At 68.8% G+C, this 21,934-nt stretch carries 19 protein-coding genes and 1 pseudogene; 10 read left to right on the top strand and 10 right to left on the bottom strand.

Going from position 1 to position 21,934, the window contains the following annotated elements:
* Positions 1-28: 28 nt before the first annotated feature.
* Positions 29-922, top strand: a pseudogene (locus tag BMY35_RS21540) (MBL fold metallo-hydrolase); the annotation flags it as partial.
* The gene (locus BMY35_RS21545; protein ID WP_093203456.1) at positions 916-1,644 is read left to right on the top strand and encodes a DsbA family protein; all 729 of its coding nucleotides are present in this window, start codon (positions 916-918) and stop codon (positions 1,642-1,644) included. The pseudogene BMY35_RS21540 and the gene BMY35_RS21545, both read left to right, overlap by 7 nt.
* 18 nt (positions 1,645-1,662) lie before the next feature.
* On the opposite strand, the gene BMY35_RS21550 is transcribed toward BMY35_RS21545, so the two are convergent.
* From BMY35_RS21550 to BMY35_RS21590, 9 genes are all read right to left on the bottom strand, one after another.
* On the bottom strand, positions 1,663-3,366 hold the full coding sequence (locus tag BMY35_RS21550; RefSeq protein ID WP_093203458.1) for a tannase/feruloyl esterase family alpha/beta hydrolase: 1,704 nt from the start codon (positions 3,364-3,366) through the stop codon (positions 1,663-1,665).
* Positions 3,367-3,403: 37 nt separating this feature from the next.
* Positions 3,404-4,108: an ABC transporter ATP-binding protein gene (locus BMY35_RS21555; protein ID WP_093203459.1), complete on the bottom strand. Its 705-nt coding sequence runs from the start codon at positions 4,106-4,108 to the stop codon at positions 3,404-3,406.
* Positions 4,101-4,862 (bottom strand): ABC transporter ATP-binding protein, encoded by a 762-nt coding sequence (locus BMY35_RS21560; protein WP_093203461.1) that lies wholly within the window; start codon positions 4,860-4,862, stop codon positions 4,101-4,103. The genes BMY35_RS21555 and BMY35_RS21560 overlap by 8 nt, the downstream gene beginning before the upstream one ends.
* Positions 4,859-5,860: a branched-chain amino acid ABC transporter permease gene (locus BMY35_RS21565; protein WP_093203462.1), complete on the bottom strand. Its 1,002-nt coding sequence runs from the start codon at positions 5,858-5,860 to the stop codon at positions 4,859-4,861. The genes BMY35_RS21560 and BMY35_RS21565 overlap by 4 nt, the downstream gene beginning before the upstream one ends.
* Positions 5,861-6,733 carry a branched-chain amino acid ABC transporter permease gene (locus BMY35_RS21570; RefSeq protein WP_019655845.1) on the bottom strand — a complete coding sequence of 291 codons (873 nt, stop codon included), beginning with the start codon at positions 6,731-6,733 and terminating at the stop codon, positions 5,861-5,863.
* 144 nt (positions 6,734-6,877) lie between these two features.
* Entirely contained in the window at positions 6,878-8,050 is a 1,173-nt protein-coding gene (locus tag BMY35_RS21575; protein WP_093203464.1) for an ABC transporter substrate-binding protein, read from the bottom strand.
* A gap of 166 nt (positions 8,051-8,216) precedes the next feature.
* Positions 8,217-9,206: a PDR/VanB family oxidoreductase gene (locus tag BMY35_RS21580; protein WP_093203465.1), complete on the bottom strand. Its 990-nt coding sequence runs from the start codon at positions 9,204-9,206 to the stop codon at positions 8,217-8,219.
* 39 nt (positions 9,207-9,245) lie between these two features.
* On the bottom strand, positions 9,246-10,022 hold the full coding sequence (locus BMY35_RS21585; protein WP_176947532.1) for a GntR family transcriptional regulator: 777 nt from the start codon (positions 10,020-10,022) through the stop codon (positions 9,246-9,248).
* 5 nt (positions 10,023-10,027) lie between these two features.
* Entirely contained in the window at positions 10,028-11,134 is a 1,107-nt protein-coding gene (locus BMY35_RS21590; RefSeq protein ID WP_093203467.1) for an aromatic ring-hydroxylating dioxygenase subunit alpha, read from the bottom strand.
* Between the two features lie 149 nt (positions 11,135-11,283).
* Here BMY35_RS21590 and BMY35_RS21595 point away from each other — a divergent pair, with 149 nt between their 5' ends.
* The 3 genes from BMY35_RS21595 to BMY35_RS21605 are packed head-to-tail and all read left to right on the top strand — an operon-like array spanning position 11,284 to position 14,522.
* Positions 11,284-12,405, top strand: a complete 1,122-nt coding sequence (locus tag BMY35_RS21595; protein ID WP_093203469.1) for a 5-methyltetrahydropteroyltriglutamate--homocysteine S-methyltransferase — start codon at positions 11,284-11,286, stop codon at positions 12,403-12,405.
* Positions 12,406-12,433: 28 nt separating this feature from the next.
* Complete coding sequence (locus tag BMY35_RS21600; RefSeq protein ID WP_093203614.1) at positions 12,434-13,099, top strand: glutathione S-transferase family protein; 666 nt, start codon at positions 12,434-12,436, stop codon at positions 13,097-13,099.
* Positions 13,100-13,145: 46 nt separating this feature from the next.
* Positions 13,146-14,522, top strand: coding sequence for a phospholipase D-like domain-containing protein (locus BMY35_RS21605; RefSeq protein ID WP_093203470.1), 1,377 nt, complete (start codon positions 13,146-13,148; stop codon positions 14,520-14,522).
* On the opposite strand, the gene BMY35_RS21610 is transcribed toward BMY35_RS21605, so the two are convergent.
* Positions 14,500-15,165 (bottom strand): TetR/AcrR family transcriptional regulator, encoded by a 666-nt coding sequence (locus BMY35_RS21610; RefSeq protein ID WP_093203472.1) that lies wholly within the window; start codon positions 15,163-15,165, stop codon positions 14,500-14,502. The genes BMY35_RS21605 and BMY35_RS21610 overlap by 23 nt on opposite strands.
* Positions 15,166-15,265: 100 nt before the next feature.
* On the opposite strand from BMY35_RS21610, the gene BMY35_RS21615 reads away from it, so the two are divergent.
* The 5 genes from BMY35_RS21615 to BMY35_RS21635 are packed head-to-tail and all read left to right on the top strand — an operon-like array spanning position 15,266 to position 21,909.
* Entirely contained in the window at positions 15,266-16,306 is a 1,041-nt protein-coding gene (locus BMY35_RS21615) for an HlyD family secretion protein (RefSeq protein WP_093203474.1), read from the top strand.
* The gene (locus tag BMY35_RS21620; protein ID WP_093203477.1) at positions 16,306-18,087 is read left to right on the top strand and encodes an ATP-binding cassette domain-containing protein; all 1,782 of its coding nucleotides are present in this window, start codon (positions 16,306-16,308) and stop codon (positions 18,085-18,087) included. Before BMY35_RS21615 ends, BMY35_RS21620 begins: the two co-directional genes overlap by 1 nt.
* On the top strand, positions 18,084-19,220 hold the full coding sequence (locus BMY35_RS21625; protein ID WP_093203479.1) for an ABC transporter permease: 1,137 nt from the start codon (positions 18,084-18,086) through the stop codon (positions 19,218-19,220). The genes BMY35_RS21620 and BMY35_RS21625 overlap by 4 nt, the downstream gene beginning before the upstream one ends.
* Positions 19,221-19,230: 10 nt before the next feature.
* On the top strand, positions 19,231-20,358 hold the full coding sequence (locus BMY35_RS21630) for an ABC transporter permease (RefSeq protein WP_093203482.1): 1,128 nt from the start codon (positions 19,231-19,233) through the stop codon (positions 20,356-20,358).
* Between the two features lie 15 nt (positions 20,359-20,373).
* Positions 20,374-21,909, top strand: coding sequence for an efflux transporter outer membrane subunit (locus tag BMY35_RS21635; protein ID WP_093203485.1), 1,536 nt, complete (start codon positions 20,374-20,376; stop codon positions 21,907-21,909).
* Positions 21,910-21,934: the final 25 nt, after the last annotated feature.

The following is a 21,934-nucleotide window of genomic DNA, read 5'->3' on the forward strand; positions in this document are numbered from 1 at the left end:
TCGAACCACGCACAGAAAGATCGCCGCCATGTTCCGCAGAGCCCTCCTCTCCTCCGCCCTCGCCGTCAGCTTCGGCCTCGTCGCACCGCTCGCTGCCCAGGCCGCGCAGCCGCTCAAGCTCGACGTGTACAACCCCGGCGCGAAGTCGATGTTCCCGGTCTCCTCGGAGATCGTCACCGGCCAGACCGATGCCGTGCTGATCGACGCCCAGTTCCAGCGCAACGACGCCGAGGCGCTGGTGCAGAAGATCAAGGCCACGGGCAAGAAGCTCACCACGGTCTACATCAGCCACAGCGACCCCGACTACTACTTCGGCCTCGACGTGATCCAGGCCGCATTCCCCGACGCGAAGATCGTCGCCACGCCGCAGACCGTGGCCGCCATTCAGGCCTCGAAGGACGGCAAGCTCGCGCACTGGGGTCCGATCCTGAAGGACAACGCGCCCAAGGCGCTGGTGGTGCCGCAGCCGCTGGCCGGCGACAGCATCGAGCTCGAGGGCCGCAAGATCCAGGTCGTCGGCCTCGACGGCCCCACGCCCGAGCGCAGCTTCGCGTGGATTCCCTCGCTGAAGGCGGTGGTCGGCGGCATCCCCGTATCGGCCAACATCCACGTGTGGGTGGCCGACACGCAGACGCCCGAATCGCGCCGCGACTGGATCAGGACATTGGGCCGCATCGAGGCGCTGCATCCGAAGACCGTGGTGCCCGGCCACTACCTGCCGAACGCGAACGGCAGCGCGCCCTACTCGCTCGCGTCGGTGAAGTTCACGCGCGACTACCTCAAGGCCTTCGAAGTCGAAGCGACCAAGGCCAAGGACTCGGCCGCGCTCATCGCCGCGATGAAGAAGCGCTACCCGAAGCTGGAAGACGCCTCGTCGCTGGAACTCGGCGCCAAGGTCATCAAGGGAGAGATGAAATGGCCGCAATGAACGACGCCGTGAGCAACGGCGCCACGCTGCACTACATCTTCGATCCGCTGTGCGGCTGGTGCTACGCGGCCGCGCCGCTGGTCGACGCGGCGCGCGAAGTGCCGGGCCTGAAGGTCGAGTTCCACGGCGGCGGCATGATGACCGGCGCCAACCGCCGCTCGATCACGCCCCAATGGCGCGACTACGTGATGCCGCACGATCACCGCATCGCCGAGATGACGGGCCAGCCCTTCGGCGAGCGCTACTTCGAGGGACTGCTGCGCGACACCGGCGCGGTGATGGATTCCGAACCGCCGACCACCGCCATCCTCGCGGCCGACTCGCTGCGCACCGGCGGCGGGCTGGACATGATTCATCGCCTGCAGCAGGCGCACTACGTCGAGGGCCGCCGCATCGCCGACGTGGAAGTGCTGAAGGCGATCGCCGCCGAACTCGGCTTCGATGCCACGGCCTTCGCATCGGCCTTCGATAGCCAGTCGGGGGAAGCGACCGCACGGCACATCGCGCAGAGCCGTCAGTTCCTGCAACGCGCGGGCGGCCAGGGCTTTCCGACCTTCGTGCTCGCGCAACCCGATGGCAGCGCGAGCCGCGTCGACATCGGCCCGTGGCTCGGCCGCGCGAACGAGTGGAAGGCTCAGCTCGGCGCGTTCGTTGCGCCGCCGCAGTCGCCCTCCGCGGAGCCGAACGCGTGCGGGCCGGACGGCTGCGCGATCTGACTCGTCAGAAGCTTCGCGCTACCTGCTGCACTGGAAGCTCGCTGCCTGCGTGGCATCGCCGCTCACGTAGCGCGGCCACATCGGCCACTCGCACAGCGGACGCGCACGCGTGACCTTGAACGGCGGCTGCACTTCCTGCTCCACCAGCTGCAGGCCGCCCGGCGCCTTGCCGCGCTCGACCCAGTCGGCCAGCGCGCCGAGCATGTCGACATTGGCCGGAGCGCCGCTTCCCACGTGGTCGACGCCGGGCGCGGTGTACAGGCGCATGAAGCGGTCCACGTTGTCGCGGCCCAGGCGCGCGACCACCGACTCGTAGTAGCGAATGCCGGCGAACGGGCTCTGCGCGTAATCGGCCATGTGCTCCAGCATCAGCAGCTTGCCGCCGCGGGCGTTGAATGCGCTCAGGTCGGGGTTGGTCGAATCCATGAGCTGCGACACCGTGGCGATGCGCGCGGCATAGTCTTCCGCGCGGTAGTTGCGCACGTCGAGCGAAGGATTGCGTGCATAGAAATACTGCAGCGCGCCGCTGCCGTAGAACCAGGCGATGCCGTTACTGGGCTGCGGCGGCACCGTCGGCGCGGCGGTGCCGGTCCACCATGCGTTCCAGCCCCCCATCGAGGCGAAGGCCGGCGTCGCCTCGCCGCCGATGCCCCAGCCGGGGTATTCGTTGATGCCGTTGGCCAGCGGCACCGGCGCGCGCCACGGCGTGCGCAGCGTGCGCATCGCCTGCACCTGCGCATCGTTGAGGCAGTTGTCGCCGCTCGTGCCCGCTGCGCAGCGCAGCGTGGCCGGATCGAAGCGCTGCAGGCAGGCCACCGGGTTCGACACGATGCGGTCGGCCACGCCGTCCGCCGCGTCGCACGACGCGAGCACCGCGTCGTGCACCAGCTGCACCTGCGCCGGCCGCAGCCAGCCCTCGCCGAAGGTGGCGATGCCGTTGCGCGTGCCGGCGTGCTGCAGCCCCGTCCAGTTGATCACCGGCACGCGGCTGAAGATGCCGTCGAAGTCCTGCGGATAGCGCTGCGCCATCGTGAGCGCCTCGCGTCCGCCTTCGGAGCTGCCCATGAAGTACAGCTTCTGCGGCGCCTGCCCGTAGGCGCGCTGCATCAGAGCCACGGCCACGTCGCGCACCTTCTTGTACGAGGCGTGCGCGAAGTTGGCCAGCGCCTCGTCGTTGAGCGCGAAGGCCTGCGGCGGCTGGCCCGCCACGCTCTGGTGGCCGGAGTCGGTGCCGTAGGTCACGTAGCCCTGCGCCAGCGGCGTGGGCAGGTCGAAGCGCGCGGCCGGCACCAGCGAGAGGCCGGTGATCAGCACGCCGTTGAAGCCGCCCCCGCCGTACTGCACGCTGCGCCCGTTCCACGCGAGCGGCAGGTTGACCTGGAACAGGATGGGCGGGGCGCTGGCATCGACAGGCGCGATGCGGCCCAGCACCTTGCAGTACGAGGGCATCGCCGGCGTGATGCGTGCCGCGGGGCTGGGCCCGCGCTCGGCCACCGCGAGCGCGGAGGCCGGCACCAGCGTCGCGGAATCGATGGTCGCCGCGCCGCTCGGCAGGCCTATCGCCGACGCAGCGACCGGCGCGACAAGCGCCGCGCAGGCCGTCGCCGGATTGCCGCCGAGCGAGAAGCTCTTCGGGCCGGTGGTGGTGCCGCACGCGGCGAGCAACAACGCGGCGGTCGCCAGCATGGCGCCCCCGCTGAACACTGTCTTCGGGGTCGCCATCTGTCTGTCTCCTTTTTTGGTTTGTCGTGTCTGTCTGCTACCGCGCCACGCCCAGCAGCCGGTCGAGCACCTGCGGCTGGCTGCGCAGCGCGGCCGCGCTGTCGGTGTGGACGATGGTGCCGTGGTCGAGCACCACCGCCTCGTCGGAGATCGCGAGGATCGCCTGTGGATGCTGCTCCACGATGATCGCGGCCAGCCCCTCGTCCTGCGTGATGCGGCGGATGGCGCGCAGCAGCTCTTCCACGATGATGGGCGCGAGGCCTTCGAGCGGCTCGTCGAGCAGCAGCAGCTTGGGGTTGAGCACCAGCGCGCGGCCCACGGCCAGCATCTGCTGCTCGCCGCCCGAGAGCTGCGTACCGAGGTTGGTCTTGCGCTCGGCAAGGCGCGGGAACATCTCGTACACGCGCTGCGGATTCCACTTGCCGGGCCGCTCCACCGCGGTGAGGTTCTCATGCACCGTCAGCGACTTGAAGATGTTGCGCTCCTGCGGCACCCAACCGATGCCGGCCGCCGCACGCAGATGCGGCGCCAGCTTGTGCAGCGCCTGGCCGCCCAGCGAGATGCTGCCGCCGTGCTGGCGCGTTGCGCCTGCGAGCGTGTTGATCAGCGTGGTCTTGCCCGTGCCATTGCGGCCCAGCAGCGCGAGCGTCTGTCCCTCGCCGAGCGCGAATGCCACGTCGTGCAGCACCACGGCCTCGCCGTAGCCGGCACTCAGGTTCTCGATGCGCAAAAGCTCAGACATGCGCGCTCTCCCCGTGGCCCAGATAGACCTCCTTCACCTTCGGATCGTTGGCGATGGTCTCAGGGTCGCCTTCGGTCAGCAGGGTGCCGTTGACCAGCACCGTCATGCGGTCGGCGAAGCTGAACACCAGGTCCATGTCGTGCTCGATCAGCAGCACCGACACGTCGGCCGGCAGCGCGGCCACGGTCTGCAGCAGCTCCTCGCGCTCGCCTGCGGGCACGCCCGCCACCGGCTCGTCGAGCAGCAGCACGCGCGGCTCGCAGGCCAGCGCGATGGCGATTTCAAGCAGGCGGCGCTTGCCGTAGGCCAGGTGCTTCACCTGCTGTTGCGCCACGTCACTGAGGTGGAACTGCTCCAGCAACTGCGCCGCACGCTCGGCAATGGCCTTGCTCGAACCCAGCGGCTTCCACCACTGCGCGCCGATGCCCTGGTGCTGCGACACCACGAGCGCCAGCGTTTCGAGCGGCGTCATCGAGTCGAACAGCTGGTTGATCTGGAAGGTGCGCACCAGCCCGCGCGCCACGCGCTTGTGCGGTGCGAGCGAGGTGATGTCCTCGCCCATCAGCGTGATGCGGCCCTCGGTGGGCGTGAGCACGCCCGTGAGCTGGTTGATGAGCGTGGTCTTGCCCGCGCCGTTCGGGCCGATGAGCGCATGGCGTGCGCCGCGCCTGAGCTCCATCGTCACGTTGTTGGTGGCCGTGATGCCGCCGAAGCGCATCACCAGGCCGTGGGTGGAAAGCACGGTGTCGGTCATACCGCACCGCCCTTCTTGCCCTTGCTCGCGCCGAACCACGCCCACGGCTTGAGCAGGCGGTCGCGCCCGACGAGCACCAGCAGCACGAGGATCAGGCCGATCCAGAACATCCAGTACTGCGGCGTCACGGCCGACAGCCAGGTCTGCAGCAGCTTGAAGACGATGGCACCCGCCACGCCGCCGTAGAGCCAGCCCACGCCGCCGATGACCAGCATCAGCAGCACGTCGGCCGAGCGATCGAAGGCCAGCACGTCGAGCGAGGCGAAGCCGGTGGTCTGCGCCAGCAGCGCGCCGGCAGCGCCGGCGATGCCCGCCGCCACCGTGTAGATCACCACCAGACGCGACACCACCGGGATGCCGATGGCCATGGCGCGCAACCGGTTGTCGCGAATGGCCTTCAGCGTGGCTCCGAAGGGCGAATGCACGAGGCGGCGCATCACGAGGAACAGCACCAGCATCACCGCCAGCGAATACCAGGCTGCCGTGCGGCCGTACAGGTCGAACTCGAACATGCCGAGCACCGGCCCCATCACCACGCCCTGCAGGCCGTCGGCGCCGCCGGTGAGCCAGTCGAGCTTGTTGGCGAGTTCGAGCAGCAGCAGCGCGGTGCCCAGCGTGACCATCAGCCGCGTGAGGTCGCTGCCGCGCAGGATCGTCACGCTGGCCACCAGGCCCAGCAGCGCGGCCAGCACGGTCGCGAACAGCAGGCCCACGGTCGGGTCGGGCATCACGAGCTTGGCGAAGAGTGCCGCCGCATAAGCTCCGAAGCCGAAGAAGGCCGCATGGCCCAGCGACACGATGCCGGTGTAGCCCAGGATCAGGTCCAGCGACATCGCGAACAGCGCGACGATGGCGATCTCGTTGACCAGCAGCGAGTGCGATGGCATCACGAGCGGCAGCGCGAAGGCCGCGGCCCAGACGACGAACTCGAGCGGACGCCAGCGCGCCTTGCGCAGCAGGGCCGACTGGAAATCGGCAACGACGGGAGGCGTGCTCATTCAGCGGCCCCCTTTGCGCGTGAACAGGCCCTGCGGGCGCCACATCAGGATCAGGATCATCAGCAGGTAGACGGTGAACGCGCCCATCTTCGGAATGAAGTACTTGCCCGCCACGTCGGCGATGCCCAGCAGCAGCGCCGCGGCGAGCGGCCCGGTGATCGACGAGGTGCCGCCGACCGAGACCACGATCAGGAAATAGATCATGTACTTGAGCGGGAAGGTCGGGTCGAGCCCGAGGATCTCCGCGCCCAGCGCGCCACCCAGCCCCGCGAGCCCGGAGCCCACGGCGAAGGTCAGCAGGAACACGACGTTCACGTTGATGCCCAGCCCCGCCGCCACGCGCGGGTCGTCGACCGCGGCGCGCAGCCGGCTGCCGAAGCGCGTCTTCGAAAGAATGAGCTGCAGCACCACCGTGAGCACCGCGCACACGCCGATGATGAAGAGCCGGTAGTGCCCCATGCCCAGCAGCAGCGCGCCGTCACCGATCTCGGTGCGACCGCGCAGCCATTCGGGCAGCTGCACGTTCTGCTGCGACGAGCCCACGAAGTAGTCGACGGCAGCCACGGCCATGAAGGCCAGGCCGATGGAAAAGAGCACCTGGTCGAGGTGCGGCTTGCCGTACATCGGTCGGTAGAGCGTTCGCTCCAGCAGCGCGCCGGCCAGCGCGACGACGATGAACGCGAGCGGCAGGCAGGCCAGGAACGGCACGCCCAGCTTCTGCATCGCGAACACCGTGAGATAGCCGCCCGCCATGGCGAAGGCGCCGTGCGCGAGGTTGATGAAATTCATCAGCCCCAGCGTCACGGCCAGCCCGACGGCGAGCACGAAGAGCAGCATGCCGTAGGCGATGCCGTCGAAAAGGATGGTCAACATATGAGCGACTCAGCAGCTTGCCGCACGGCGCGACTCCTTCGGGAAACACCCAGGAACCGGCTTTGCCGGGCCTGCGGTGTTGCCCCCGGTAGGGGGTTGGCGAAGCGACACGAAGTGCGCGCAGCCTGGGGGCGAGCTATTTTTTTATTTTGCTTTGCCCGGGTCCTTCACGCCCTTGATCACGTCGAACTCGACGTTGTAGAGCTGCCCGTCCTTCTTCTCGACCTTGCGCAGGTACACGTCCTGCACGATGTCGCGCGTCTGCGCGTCGATCAGCACCTGGCCGCGCGGGCTCTCGAAGACCTGGCCCTTCATGGCCGCCAGCAGCGCCTCGCCGCCGCCCTGGCCCTTGGTGGCCTTGAGCGCCTCGTAGATCACGCGCATGCCGTCATAGCCGCCCACGGCCATGAAGTTGGGGCGCATCTTGGGGTTGGCCTTCTCGAAGGCCTCGACGAACTTCTTGTTCATCGCCGAGGGGTGCGCCGCCGAGTAGTGGTGCGAGGTGACCACGCCAAGCGCGCCGTCGCCCATGTCGTTGAGCTGGTCGTCGTCGGTCACGTCGCCGGTGGCGATCATGCGGATGCCGGCCTTGTCCATGCCGCGCTCCAGGAACTGCTTCATCACCGCCGCGCCCGCGCCCGAGGGCACGAAGACGAAGAGCGCATCGGGCTTCACGTCGCGCACCTTCTGCAGGAAGGGAGCGAAGTCGGGGTTGCGCAGCGGCACGCGCAGCTTGTCGAGCACCTTGCCGCCGTTGAGCTGGAAGCGCTCGGTGAAGAACTTCTCGGCGTCGTTGCCCGGGCCGTAGTCGGCCACCAGCGTCACGACCGTCTTCACGCCGTTCTTCGGAGCCCAGTCGCCCATGGCCACCGACACCTGCGGCAGCGTGAAGCTCGAGCGGATGATGTAGGGCGATGCCTCGGTGATGCTCGACGTGGCTGCTGCCATCACCACCTCGGGCGTCTTCGACTGGGTGGCGATGGGCGCCACCGCGAGGGCCAGCGGCGTCAGGCCGAAGCCGGCCAGCACGTTGACCTTGTCGTTCACCACCAGCTCCTGCGCGAGGCGCTTGGTCACGTCGGGCAGGCCGGTGTCGTCCTTGACGATCAGCTCCACCTTCTTGCCGGCCACGGTGTCGCCGTTCTGGGCCATGTACAGGCGCGCGGCGGCTTCGATCTGACGGCCCGTGGAGGCCGACTGGCCCGTCATCGGAAGGATCAGGCCGATCTTGAACTTGTTGTCCTGGGCGCTGGCCAGCGACATCGAAAGCGCAAGAGCCGACAGGGCGGCGGTCTGGATGAGATGGCGTCTTTGCATGTTTTTTCCTTTGAGGGGCTGAACGCGAACCGGGGCTATTTTGAACACTTTGCAACATCCGGCGGGGCAGGCAATCACCTAGCCGGTCGCCGTCGCCGGCCTTTGTTGCGCGATTGACAAATTAACTGCGCGATCATCGCGCAGGGTGTATTCCGAGGCGAACGGATCAGCTGTCGACGCGATAGGCGGAGTCGAGCGTGAGCGTACCCACGGCGCGTGACACGCAGGCGCAGATGCGCGTGACCGACTTCTTCTCGTGCTCGCTGAGGAACACGTCGCGATGGTCGATCTCGCCGTCGACGGAGATCACGTCCATGGCGCACAGACCGCATTCGCCGCGCTTGCAGTCGGAAAGCGTCTGCACGCCCGCCGCGTCGAGCGCCTCGAGCAGCGTGCAGTCGGCCGGCACGGTGATGGCCAGGTCGTGCCGTGGAATGCGCACCTGGAAGGGCTGCGTGGCCAGGCGGCCGCTGCTGCCGAAGGTCTCGAAGCGCAGGTCCTCGATGGCACGCCCGGCAGCGTGCCACGCGCGCTTGACGGCTTCGAGCATCGGCACCGGGCCGCAGGTGTAGAGCTGGCCGCCAGTTGGCAGCGCGGCGATGGCGGCGGCGAAGTCGATCGGCGTCGCGCCTTCGTGGGCTTCGACACCGCTCTCGCCCAGCGCCTCGCGCAGGTGCGGCAGGTAGCCGAACTCGCCCGCATTGCGCGCGCCATAGAGCATCTTCACCGGCACGCCGGTGCGCTTCGCATGCGCGCCCAGCCGCTGCGCCATCAGCACCAGCGGCGTGATGCCGATGCCGCCGGCCACCAGCAAATAGCCCGGCGCGGAGAGGTCGAGCGGAAAGTGGTTCTGCGGCGCGCTCACCTGCAGGCGATCGCCCACCGCGAGCCGCCACATCGCGAGCGAGCCGCCGCGGCCGTCGTCGAGCCGCTTGACGGCGATGCGCCAGCACTTGCCGTCGCCCTCGCCTACCAGCGAGTACGAGCGGGTCTGCACGCGCCCCTGCGCCGTCATCACCTGCACCTGCAGATGGGCGCCGGGTTCATGGGCGGCGGCGAATCCGCTCTCGGGGCGCAGTTCGAACTCGCGCACGGTGGGCGTCACGTCGCGCAGCGCGACGACCTGCGCCTGCATCCATTGAAGATCGCTTTTCATCGGGGAACAACAGGAAGGAGAAATGGGAGAAAGATGGAATCAGCCGCGCCTGCGGATCAGCTGCACGCCCGGCAGCGGACGCTGTTCCGCCGTAGGCGTGCCATGCAGCGCCTCGCGCAGGTTGCGTCGCGCGATGCGGCTGTGCTCGCGCATCAGCGCCTCGGCGCGCGAGCCTTCGCCGGACTCGATGGCGTCGAGCACCTGCACGTGCTGGTCCTGCGCGACCACGAGCATGTCGCGCGCGGCCGGCGAGTTGGCCTGCACCACGACGAAGCCCGAGGGCGAGGCGAACGGCAGGTTGACCACGCGCTCCAGCTGCTGCGCGATGACGGGGCTGCCCGCCATCTCGCACAGCAGCGCATGGAAGCGCTCGTTGTGCGTCACGTAGCGCGAGAAGGCCGCGTCGTCGAGCGCGGGCTCGCGCAGCAGTTCATCGATGCGCTGCAGGCAGGCGCGCGCCTCGCGCAGCACCACCGGCGCCGCGCCGCGCTCGGCTGCGAGCCGGGCCACCAGGCCTTCGAGCGTGCCGCGCAGCTCGATGGCATCGGCCACGTCGCGCTCGGAGAAAGTGCGCACTGCATAGCCGCCGTTGGGCAGCGCCTCGAGCAGGCCTTCCTGTTCCAGCCGCATGAGCGCGGTGCGCACCGGCGTGCGCGACACGCCGAGCTGCTCGGAGATGGCCACCTCGGCAATGCGCGCACCGCCGGGCAGCTCGCCCGCGAGGATCATCTCGCGCAGCCTCAGCTGCGCCTTCACGGCCTGCGAACTGCCGCTGTCGCCAGGCTCGGCGGCGTTGGACACTGCCGCGACCTTCACGCGGTTCACGCGGCCTCCTTCTCTACCGGCCGGATCGGGATCGCCGCGCGCGCGGGCTTCTCCTTCTCGACCATGCGGTCGATCAGCTTGCGCGCCCACATCGAGCCTGCGTCGATGTTGAGGTTGTAGAACTGGTGGTCGGGGTGCTCGTCGATGGCCTTCTGCTGCGCCTCGAGCACGAGCTCGTCCTCGCGGAAGATGCCCGACACGCCCTCGCGCAGCTCGTGCGTGAGGCGCTGCTCGCCCAGGCAGTAGTTGCGCGCGAAGGCCCAGAAGTAGAGACACGTCTTGTCGGTCTCGGGCGTGATGGTGTTGAGCACGTAGCCGTTCACGCCCTTGCTGCGGTCGCCGGGGTTGCCGTCGGCCGGCACCGCGCCGCTGCCGGCCTCGGCCACGCCGACGTCGATGTTCACTGTGCACGGACCTTCGAAGCGGATGATCTGCCAGCGGTCGACCTTGCCGGTGTAGCCACGCGCATGGCGGATCTGGCTGCCCCAGAACGGCGGCGGATCGATGTTCTCCATCCAGCGCGTGACGGTGGCCGAGCGGTCGCCGTGCGTGGCGACGAAGGGGGCCTCGGCGACTTCGCGGTTGCCGATGGAGGAGCCGTGCACGAAGGTCTCGTGCGTCAGGTCCATGAGGTTGTCGACCACGAGGCGGTAGTCGCAGTTGACGCGGATCATCTTGCCGTCGCCGGCCCAGGCGGGGTCGTCGTTCCAGTGCATGTCGGGAATGAGCGCCGGGTCGGCCTTGGCCGGGTCGCCGGGCCAGATCCACACGAAGCGGTGCTTCTCCGCCACCGGAAAGCTTCGCACGCAGGCCGAGGGGTTCAGCGTTTCCTGGCTGGGCATGTGCGTACAGCGGCCCTGGCTGTTGTAGACGAGGCCGTGATAGCCGCAGACCAGTTCGTCGCCCTCCAGGCGACCCAGCGACAGCGGCATCAGCCTGTGCCAGCAGGCGTCCTCGAGCACGGCGACCTGCCCGTCGGTACGGCGGAACAGCACCACTTTCTGGTTGCAGATGGTGCGAGGCAGCAGTGCATGGCGCACTTCGACGTCGTAGGCGGCTGCGTACCAGGCGTTCAGGGGAAAGGCGGTCGTGGGCGTTTTCATGAATACTCAATGTATACAGAAAACAGGAAATTTCCAGCCTTTCAGGACATTTCGAGGGTAAACACCGAGATACCTGTATACAGCAATCACCTTTTCGAAGGCGATACGATGTTCCGCTCATTCCCCAAAGAATCCCGACGGAGTCATCCATGACACAGCACGCCGCCTTGCCTGCCCGCTACGACCACGTGGGCAGTTTCCTGCGTCCCAAGTACCTGCTCGAAGCCCGCGAGCAGAAGGCCAAGGGCGAGATCACGCCCGAGCAGCTTCGCCTCGTCGAGGACAAGGCGATCACCGAGATCGTCCGGTTCCAGGAAGACATCGGCCTGAAGAGCATCACCGACGGCGAGTTCCGCCGCACGTACTTCCACATCGACTTCCTCGACCAGCTCGGCGGCGTGAAGACCGATATTCCGGTCACCATCCGCAAGCCCGACGGCACCGAGGAGCTGGCGCCGCCCGCGATGCGCGTGATCGACAAGGTCCGCCACGTCAAGGACATCCAGCTCGCCGACTTCCAGTACCTCAAGAGCCAGGTTTCCGCAGGCCGCACGCCCAAGGTGACGATCCCCTCGCCGACCATGCTGCACTTCCGCGGCGGCCGCGCCGGCATCAGCAAGGACGCCTACCCCGAGCTCGACCCCACGTTCTACGACGACGTGGCCAAGGCCTACGGCGACGAGCTGCGCTCGCTGGCCGCCGCCGGCTGCACCTACGTGCAGATGGACGACACCAACCTCGCCTACCTGTGCGACGAGCACATGCGCGAAGCCGCCCGCAAGCGCGGCGACGATCCGAACGAACTGCCGCACCGCTACGCCGCCTTCATCAACAAGGTGGTGGCGCAGAAGCCGCCGGGCATGCTGCTGGCCATGCACCTGTGCCGCGGCAACTTCAAGAGCACGCACGCGGCTGCCGGCAACTACGAGCCCGTTGCCGAGGCGCTGCTCAAGGAGATGGACCTCGACGCCTACTTCATGGAATACGACGACGCCCGCTCGGGCGACTTCAAGCCGCTGCGCTACCTGCCCAAGGGCAAGACCGTGGTGCTCGGCCTCGTGACCACCAAGTTCGGCGAGATGGAAGACAAGGACGAGCTCAAGCGCCGCATCGAGGACGCGAGCAAGTACGCCTCGCTCGACCAGCTCGCGCTGTCGCCGCAGTGCGGCTTCTCCAGCACCGTGCACGGCAACAACATCGCGGTGGAAGCGCAGCGCAACAAGCTGCGCCTGGTGGTCGAGACGGCGCAGGAGGTGTGGGGCTCGACCTGAGGCCCGGTTTCTGTTGAAGTCGGGGACCATGACGACTCACATCTACTCCGGTCCCCTCAGCATGTTCGGCGCCAAGGTCGAGATCGCGGCACGCGAGAAAGGCGTGCCCTTCGAACTGGTCATGGTGCCCTTCGCCAAGGGCGACCACTACGAGCCCAAGCACCCCGAGGTGCTTCGGGTCAATCCCGTCAAGCAGCAAGTGCCGGTGCTGGTCGACGACGAGGTGTCGCTCTTCGACTCGACGCAGATCTTCGAGTACCTGGAAGACCGTTATCCCAGCCCAGCGCTGTGGCCCGAGGGCATTGCCGAGCGGGCCCGCGCGCGGCAGCTGGAGCAGAAGTCGGACGAGGTCTTCTTCCCCAACGTCATCAAGCTCTTCGGCCTGCAGGAGGCCATGCAGAGCGCCCCGGCGATCGCGGCCTGCGCCGGCTGCGCGCGCTTCTACGACGAGATGGAAGGCCTGCTCGCCACGCGCGAGTACATCGCCGGCCCCTACTCCTTCGCCGACATCGCCTTCTACATGGCCTGCATCTTCGCCGACCGCAAGGGCGCGGGCATGACCGGCGCCACGCCCCGCCTGCTGGCCTGGCGCACGCGCGTGGGAAACCGGCCCGCGGTGCGCGCGGTGGTCGACCCGATGATGCGGTTCCTCGCCTCGGAAGGACGCGAGGTGCCCGCCTTCCTGCAACGCTGAAGGGACACTGAAGGCACGGCAGACGACGCTGAGGCATCATCGATCCATGCCGACCAAAGAGTTCGACTGGCTGCCCTCTCCCTCGCAGCATTTCCTCGTCGTCACTTTCGCGCTGCTGGTCTACGTGCTGACCACGCGAGCGCGCCGCGAGCAGCGCGCTCCCACCACCGCCATCGCCTGGGTCATGGGGCTGGTGCTGATGCCCTACTTCATCCTTCCGATGTACCTGCTGTTCGGCCAGCGCAAGCTGCGCCCGGCAGGTTCGCCCCGCCCGCCGCGCTCGGTGCCGCCGGGCCACTGGGCGGCCGACCTGATCGAGAGCTTCGGCCTCGCGCCGCCGGGGCGCTGCGCGATCCGCATGCATGCCGACGGCGAGGCCGCGCGCGACGCGCTGTGGGAGGTGATCGACGGCGCGCGCGAGCGCATCGACGTGTGCACCTTCATCATCGGCGACGATCCGCTCGGGCATGCGGTGCTCGACCGGCTGGCCCGGCGGGCACGCGAAGGCATCAAGGTGCGGGTGCTGCTCGACGGCTTCGGTGCGCTCTCGCTGCCGCGCCATCACTTCGACCGGCTGCGCGCGGCGGGCGGCGAGGTGGCGGTGTTCCGCCCCTTCTTCAGCCTGCGCCGCATCGGCCCGCGCAACCTGCGCAACCACCGCAAGTTCACCATCGCCGACGACCGCTGGCTGTGGTCGGGCGGGCGCAACCTCGCGGGCGAATACTTCACCGGCAACGACAAGCATCCCGAGGCCTGGCGCGACCTTTCGTTCGACCTGCGCGGCAGCGTGGCGGCCGCGGCGGCGCGGCAGTTCGACCACGACTGGGCCTCGGTGCGCAGCCGCAAGGCGCGCGCCATCACCGCTCCCGATGCCGCAGGCCCGGGCACGGCCATGGCGCAGTTCCTGCCGAGCGGCCCCGACCAGACGGAGGACACGGCGCACGCGCTGCTGATCGACGCCTGCTTCCGTGCCGAGCACCGCATCCTGGCGATCACGCCCTACTTCGTGCCCGGCGACGGCCTGCGCGACGCACTGCGGCTGGCCGCGCGGCGCGGCGTGCAGGTGACCATCGCGATGCCCGCGCAATCCAACCACCGGCTGGCCGACTTCGTGCGCGCACGCGCCATGCGCGACCTGGCGCGCGCAGGCGTGAGCTTTCGCATGCTGCCCTTCATGGCGCACGCCAAGGCGGTGGTGGTGGACGAGGAGCTCGCGATGTGCGGTTCGATCAACCTCGACCTGCGCAGCCTGCTGCTGAACCACGAGGCGGCCGTGGTGTTCTACGGCCACGACCACATCGAGTGGCTGGCCGAGTGGATCGAGACCACCGCTTCGGCCGGCGAGCCTTATCGCGCGCGCAGGCCGGGGCTGGTGCGCGACGTGGCGGAAGGCCTGCTGCTCACCGTCGCTTTCCAGCTTTAGGCGGCGGCTCGGCGGCCTTTGCCACCGCGTCGAGCCCTGCAAGCACGTAGCGCACGACTTCGTCGGCCAGGGCCTGCGTGTCCTTCAGCGCCGGCAGCACCTTGCTGCTCAGATCCTTGGGCGCCACCGTCATCACCAGGCAAGGGAGCACCGTGAGCAGCAGGCTGCGCTGCACCGAGGGATGGTCGTCGGGCAGGCCCATGATCTCGCCGACGATGCCGCGCAGCAGCTTGGCCTTAGGGAGCACAGCGCGCTGGATCAGCGCCGGCATGGCCGGCGACGGCGACAGCGCCTCGCGCAGCACCACGCGAAAGCCCCAGGGTGCCTTCGGCTGCGCGCTCATCTCGACCATGTGCGTGAGAAAGGCACGCAGCTTCTGGCGCGGATCGCTCGACTCCACCGACAGCGCCATCAGCTCGTCGAGGCTCACCAGTTGCCTGTGCGCATCGATCAGCACCGCCTCGTAGAGGCCGTCGCGGCCGCCGAAGTGGTAGTTGATGGCCGCCATGTTGGTGCCGGCGCGGGTGCAGATTTCCTTGCTGGTGCTTTCCGCGAAGCCTTGCGCCGCGAACAGCTGTCCGGCGGTTTCGAGGATGTGCAGGCGCGTTGCGTTGCCGTCGGTGCGCGGAGTGCGGGTTGCCATGCCCCGAGGCTAACCCAAACAAAAAAATACTTCAAATTCAAATTTCAATTTGATAACATCGCGCCGACTCCCGGGCAGCAGCCCCGCCAGGAAACACGCCATGAACAGGAAACCCCTCATCGCCGTCGCCGTCGTGGCCATCGCCGCCGCGGTGGGCGGCTGGTGGTACGCGAACCGCTCCGCCACGCCCTCCGACCAGCTCGTGCTGTACGGCAACGTCGACCTGCGACAGGTCTCGCTGGCCTTCAACGCCAACGACCGCATCGCCGAGCTGACGGTGCGCGAGGGCGACCGCGTGCGCGCCGGGCAGGTGCTCGGCCGGCTCGACACCCGCTCGCTGGTGCTGCGCGTGGCGCAGTCGCAGGCGCGCATCGGCGTGCAGGAACAGGCCCTGCTGCGCCTGAAGACCGGCAGCCGTCCCGAGGAAGTGGCGCAGGCAGGCGCCCAGGTGGCCGCCGCGCAGGCCGATGCCGAACTGGCGCAGCAGCAGCTCGCTCGCCTGCAGGCCATCGGCACCACCACCGCCGGCCGGGCCGTGAGCCAGCAGGATCTCGACAGCGCGCAGGCCCGGCGCAAGGTGGCGCTGGCGCAGCTCGACAACGCACGCAAGGCGCAGCAACTCGTGGTGACCGGCCCGCGCAAGGAAGACATCGGACAGGCGCAGGCCCAGCTCGAATCGGCCCGCGCCGAGCTCGCGCTCATGAACCACCAGTTGACCGAGGCCGAGCTCAAGGCGCCGATCGACGCCATCGTGCGCGCCCGCCTGCTCGAGCCCGGCGACATGGCCTCTCCGCAGCGCCCGGCCTTCACGCTCGCCATCACCGATCCCAAGTGGGTGCGGACCTACGTGGCTGAACCAGACCTCGGCCGCGTGCGCGCCGGGCAGGAAGCCCGCGTGAGCACCGACAGCCAGCCCGGCGAGACCATCGCGGGCAAGGTCGGCTACATCTCGTCGGTGGCCGAGTTCACGCCCAAGACCGTGCAGACCGAGGAGCTGCGCAGCAGCCTGGTCTACGAAGTCCGCGTGATGGTCGACGACCCGCAGGACCGGCTTCGCCTCGGCATGCCGGCCACCGTGCGGCTGCAGCTGTCGCCACCGCCCTCTTCCGGTTCTTCCTCCACTGCCACCGGCAAGCCCTGATGACCGCCACCGGGCCGGCCGTGGCCGGACGCTCGCTGCACAAGCGCTTCGTGCCGAAGCCGCCGGCCGCGGCCGTGCATGCGCTCGACGACGTGTCGCTCGAAATCCCCGCCAGCACGCTCACCGCGCTGGTCGGCCCCGACGGCGCCGGCAAGACCACGCTGCTGCGCCTCATGGCCGGCCTGATGCGCGCCGACGAAGGCGAGCTGCGCGTGCTCGGCATCGACGTGTCGGCCGACCCGCAGTCGGTGCAGGACCGCATCAGCTACATGCCGCAGCGCTTCGGCCTCTACGACGACCTCAGCGTGCAGGAGAACCTCGACCTCTACGCCGACCTGCACGGCGTGCCCCGCGACAGGCGGCGCGAGCGCTACGCGCGGCTGATGGAGATGACCGATCTCGGCCGCTTCACCGACCGCCCGGCAGGCAAGCTCTCGGGGGGCATGAAGCAGAAGCTCGGGCTGGCCTGCACGCTGGTGCGTTCGCCCGACCTCCTGCTGCTCGACGAGCCGACCGTGGGCGTCGACCCGCTCTCGCGCCGCGAGCTGTGGGAGATCGTGCAGCAGCTGGTGGACGAGGAAAGGCTCTCCGTCATCGTCAGCACCGCCTACCTCGACGAGGCCGAGCGCTGCAGCCATGTGTTCGTGCTGCACGGCGGCAAGCTGCTGGCGCAGGGAGCGCCGGCCGAGCTGCGCGACCGGGCGGACGGCTTGTGCTTCATAGCCACGCCGCCCGACAACGAGCCGCCGCGGCTGCTGCAGGCTCGCCTGCTCGATGCGCGGCAGGAGATCGTCGATGCGGTGCCCCAGGGCGGCGAGGTGCGATTCATCCGTCGCGAGGCAACGGGCGAAGCGCGGCTCGACGAACTGCTGGACGGCGCACACGCCGAGCCCGTCGCGCCGCGCCTCGAAGACGGCTTCATGACGCTGCTGCGCACCCAGGCCTCGCATGAAGACACCACGCCGGCGGCCATGCCAGCCACGCCGCGGCAAGACGCCGGCCAGCCCGGCGAAGTGGTCATCGAAGTGAAGGACCTCGTGCGCCGCTTCGGCGATTTCGTCGCGGTGGCCAGCACCAGCTTCTCGGTGCGTCGCGGCGAGATCTTCGGCCTGCTCGGCCCCAACGGCGCGGGCAAGACGACCACCTTCCGCATGCTGTGCGGCCTGCTGCCGGCCAGCGGCGGGCAACTGCGCGTGGCCGGCGTCGACCTTCGGCATGCCCGTGCGCAGGCGCGGCAGCGCATCGGCTACGTCTCGCAGAAGTTCGCGCTCTACGGCAACCTCACGGTGCGCGAGAACCTCTCGTTCTTCGGCGGCGCCTACGGCCTGCGCGGAGCGAAGCTGCGCGAGCGCATGGACACGGTGCTGCGCCAGTTCGACCTCGCCCACTCACTCGACTCGCCCAGCGGCCAGCTGCCCGGCGGCTACAAGCAGCGCCTGGCCATGGCCACGGGCCTGCTGCACGAGCCCGAGATCCTGTTCCTCGACGAGCCCACCAGCGGTGCCGACCCGCTCGCGCGCCGCGAGTTCTGGCGGCGCATCACCGCGCTGGCCGAAGGCGGCACCACGGTCGTCATCACCACGCACTTCATGGAAGAGGCCGAGTACTGCGACCGCATCGTGATCCAGGACGCGGGCAAGGTGCTGGCCATCGGCACGCCGCAGGAGGTGCGCGCGCAGGCACTCGGCGACGACAGGGAAAAGCGCATCGACATGGAACAGGCCTTCATCGGCATCGTCGAGAAGGCGCGGCGCAAGGTCCGCGCAGAGGTACCGGCATGAGCGGCTTCTGGTCCCGCCTGCTCTCCCTCACGCGCAAGGAGTTCCGCCAGCTGCTGCGCGACCGCAGCAACCTGGCCATCGGCATCCTGCTGCCGATGGTGCTGATCCTGATCTTCGGCTACGGCATGTCGCTCGACGTGAAGAACGCGCCCGTGGCGGTGGTGATGGAAGACGCCTCGCCCACCGCGCACGAAGTTATCGCCGGGCTGGAGCTCTCGCCCACCATCGCGCCTGTGCTGCTGGGCTCGATGCACGACGCCGAGGAGCTCATGCGCGAGCGCAAGGTCGACGGCATCGTGCGCGTGCCCTCCGACTTCTCGCTCTCGCTCGCCGCGGGCAATGCGCGCGTGCAGCTCATCGTGCACGGCTCCGACGCGGGGCGCGCGAGCATCATCCAGGCCTACGTGACGGGTGCGCTCATGCAGTCGTCGGTGCGGCGGCTCGACCGGGGCGGCAACAGCACCGGCGCCGACGCACCGCCCACCGGCAGCGTCACGGTCGAGCAGCGCATGTGGTTCAACGCGGCGAACACCAGCACCTGGTACCTGGTGCCGGGGCTCATCGTGCTCATCATGACGCTGGTGGGCGCCTTCCTCACCGCGCTGGTGATGGCGCGCGAGTGGGAGCGCGGCACGCTGGAGGCGCTCTTCGTCACGCCGGTGCGGCCGGTGGAGATCCTGCTGGCGAAGATCATTCCGTACTTCGCGGTCGGCATGCTGGGCCTCGCGCTGTGCCTGCTGTCGGCGCGCTACCTGTTCACGGTGCCGATGTACGGCTCGCTCGTCGTGGTGGTTTTCGCCTCGATGCTCTACCTGATCGTGGCGGTGAGCCTGGGCCTGGTGATCTCCTCGGTCACGCGCAACCAGTTCCTCGCGAGCCAGGTGGCACTGATCGCGACCTTCATGCCCTCGATGATGCTGTCGGGCTTTCTCTTCGACCTGCGCAACGTGCCCACCGCCGTGTGGGTGATCGGCCACCTGCTGCCGGCGACCTATTTCATGGACCTCATCAAGACGCTGTTCCTCGCGGGCGACGTCTGGCCGCTGGTGTGGCGCAACTGCGCGATCCTGCTGGCGTACGCGGTGGGCCTGCTGCTGGTGGCCCGTGCGGTGACGCGAAAGAGCCTCGACTGAAAGCACGGCCATGAACGCCCTCATCGACTTCTTTCTTCGCGTGGCCAACCTCTGCCGCAAGGAGCTTCTGACCATCCTCAAGGACCCTGCCACGCGCGCCATCCTGGTGGCGCCGGCGATCATGCAGAGCCTGGTCTTCGGCTACGGCGCCACCTACGACCTCAACGACGTGCCCTATGCGCTGCTCGACCAGAGCCGCAACGGCGCATCGTCGGAACTGATCGCACACCTCGACAGCACGGGCGTGTTCCATCGCGTCGCCACGCTGCGCTCGCAGGCCGACATCCGCGAAGTGATCGATACAGAGAAGGCGCTGCTCGTCATCCAGATTCCCGCGAACTTCGAGCAGCAGCTCAGCGCGGGGCAGACGGCGGCCATCCAGCTGATCCTGGATGCGCGCAACTCCAATACCGCCGGCTCGGCGGCGGGTTACGTGAGCGCGGTGGTCGAGCGCTACAACGCCGAACTGCGCATGCGCGCAGGCGCGCCGCCGCCTTCGCTGACCGTCGAATCGCGCGCGTGGTTCAACCCGAATCTCGAGACGCGATGGAACCTGCTGCCCGGCATGATCGCCGCGCTCAGCATGCTGCAGACGCTGCTGCTTACGGCGCTTTCAGTAGCGCGCGAACGTGAACAGGGCACCTTCGACCAGCTGCTGGTGACGCCGATGTCGCCGCTCGAAATCATGATCGGCAAGGCGCTGCCGCCGGTGCTGGTGGGGCTGGTGCAGTCCTCGCTGATCCTGCTGGTGGCGCTCTTCTGGTTCCGCATTCCGATGGCGGGCTCGCTCGTCACGCTCTACACGGGGCTCTTGTTCTTCACGGTGGCGAGCGTGGGCATCGGCCTGTCGATCTCCGCCGTGTCGGCCAACATGCAGCAGGCCATGCTCTACGCCTTCGTGCTGCTGATGCCGCTGATGCTGCTGTCGGGCCTGACCACGCCGGTGCGCAACATGCCGCACGCGCTGCAGGTGGCGACGCTGGCCAATCCGCTGCGCTTCGCCATCGACCTGGTGCAGCGCGTGTACCTCGAAGGCGTCGGGCTGGCCACGGTCTGGCACAACCTGATTCCGCTGGCCGTCATCGCCGCCGTCACGCTGCCGCTGGCGGCGTGGCTGTTCCGCAATCGCCTTGTCTGAAAACGGGAGCACGCCATGTCCCATCCTCTTTCTTCCCTTGCCTGCGCCGCTGCATCGCTCTCGCTCGCCCTCGCTCTTGCCGGCTGTGCCGTGGGGCCCGATCACCAGTCGCCAAAGACCGATGCGCCCGCCGACTGGTCCACATGGCATGGCGGTTCGCCCACGCTGCTCGGCGCGGAACGGCAGAGCGCCGCGGGCACCGGCATCGCATCGGGCGACTGGAAGGCCTTCGGCGATCCGGTGCTGGACCGCCTCGAAGCCATGGTGCTCGCCAGCAACCCCGATCTGCAGACGGCCGCGCTGCGCTTCGCGCAAAGCCGCGTGCAGCGCACCACCACCGCCGCGCAGCAGGGGCCGCAGCTGAACGCGAGCGCCGGCGTCACCCGGCAGCGCCAGAGCGAGACCGGCGCCGCCACGCGGATGATCGACGCGCTGGGCTCGTCGGTCTCCAACCGCGACCAGCTCATCCGCACGCTCAGCGAGCCCTACAACCTCTACCAGGCCGGCTTCGATGCCTCGTGGGAAATCGACCTGTGGGGCCGCGTGCGCCGCGCCATCGAGGCGGCCGATGCCGACGCAGGCGCCTCGGCCGCGCTGCTGCGGCAGGCCCGGCTCAGCGTGCAGGCCGAGCTGGCGCGCAACTACTTCGAGCTGCGCGGCACGCAGCGCGAACTGCGCATCGCGCGTGCCGACAACGCGGCGGCCTCCGAATCGCTCGAGCTGGTTCAGGCGCGCGCCGACGGCGGCCTCGTGACCGACCTGGACCCGGCGCGCCAGCGCGCGCTGCTTGCCGAACTGCGCGCACGCATTCCCGCGCTGCTGCAGCAGGAGGCCGACGCAATGAACCGCATCACGCTGCTGGCCGGCGCCGCGCCGGGCACGCTGAACGCCGAACTGGCCGACACCGCCGCCGGTGACGCACTCGATACCCCCACGCTGCCCGCGCTCGCGCTGGGCCAGCCGGGCGAACTCGCGCGCCGCCGACCCGACATCGCGGCCGCCGAGGCGCAACTGCACGCGGCCACAGCCCGCGTCGGCGTGGCGGTGGCCGACCTCTATCCGCGCGTGACGCTGGGCGCCGGCTTCGGCTATGAATCGGTGGGCAGCGAGCGCTTCGGCGAATGGGGCAGCAGGCAATGGCACGTGGGGCCGTCGATCAGTCTGCCGATCTTCGACGGCGGCCGTCGCCGCGGCACCGTCGAGCTGCGCGAGCTGCAGCAACAGGAAGCGGCCGTGGCCTTCCAGCAGACCGTGCTCAAGGCCTGGCACGAGATCGATTCGGCCCTCACCGCCTACGCCGCCGAGCGGCAACGGCAAGCCGAACTGGCCGAGCGCGAGCGCCGCAGCCGCGACGCGCTGGTGCTAGCGTCGGCGCGCTACAAAGGCGGGCTCACCGACTTCGGCGTGGAGCTCGACGCGCGCCGCACCCTGCTGCAGGCGCGGCGCGACCAGGCACAAAGCTCCAGCCGGCTGGCGGTGGGCCTGGTGGCGGTCTACAAGGCGCTGGGCGGCGAAGCTGTGGCGCCGGAAGCACAAATGCAACACAATTGAAACCAATTGAACATGTAGACTAAAA

Origin of the sequence: Variovorax sp. YR750, from assembly GCF_900109805.1 — a bacterium.
Lineage (GTDB): Bacteria > Pseudomonadota > Gammaproteobacteria > Burkholderiales > Burkholderiaceae_C > Variovorax > Variovorax gossypii.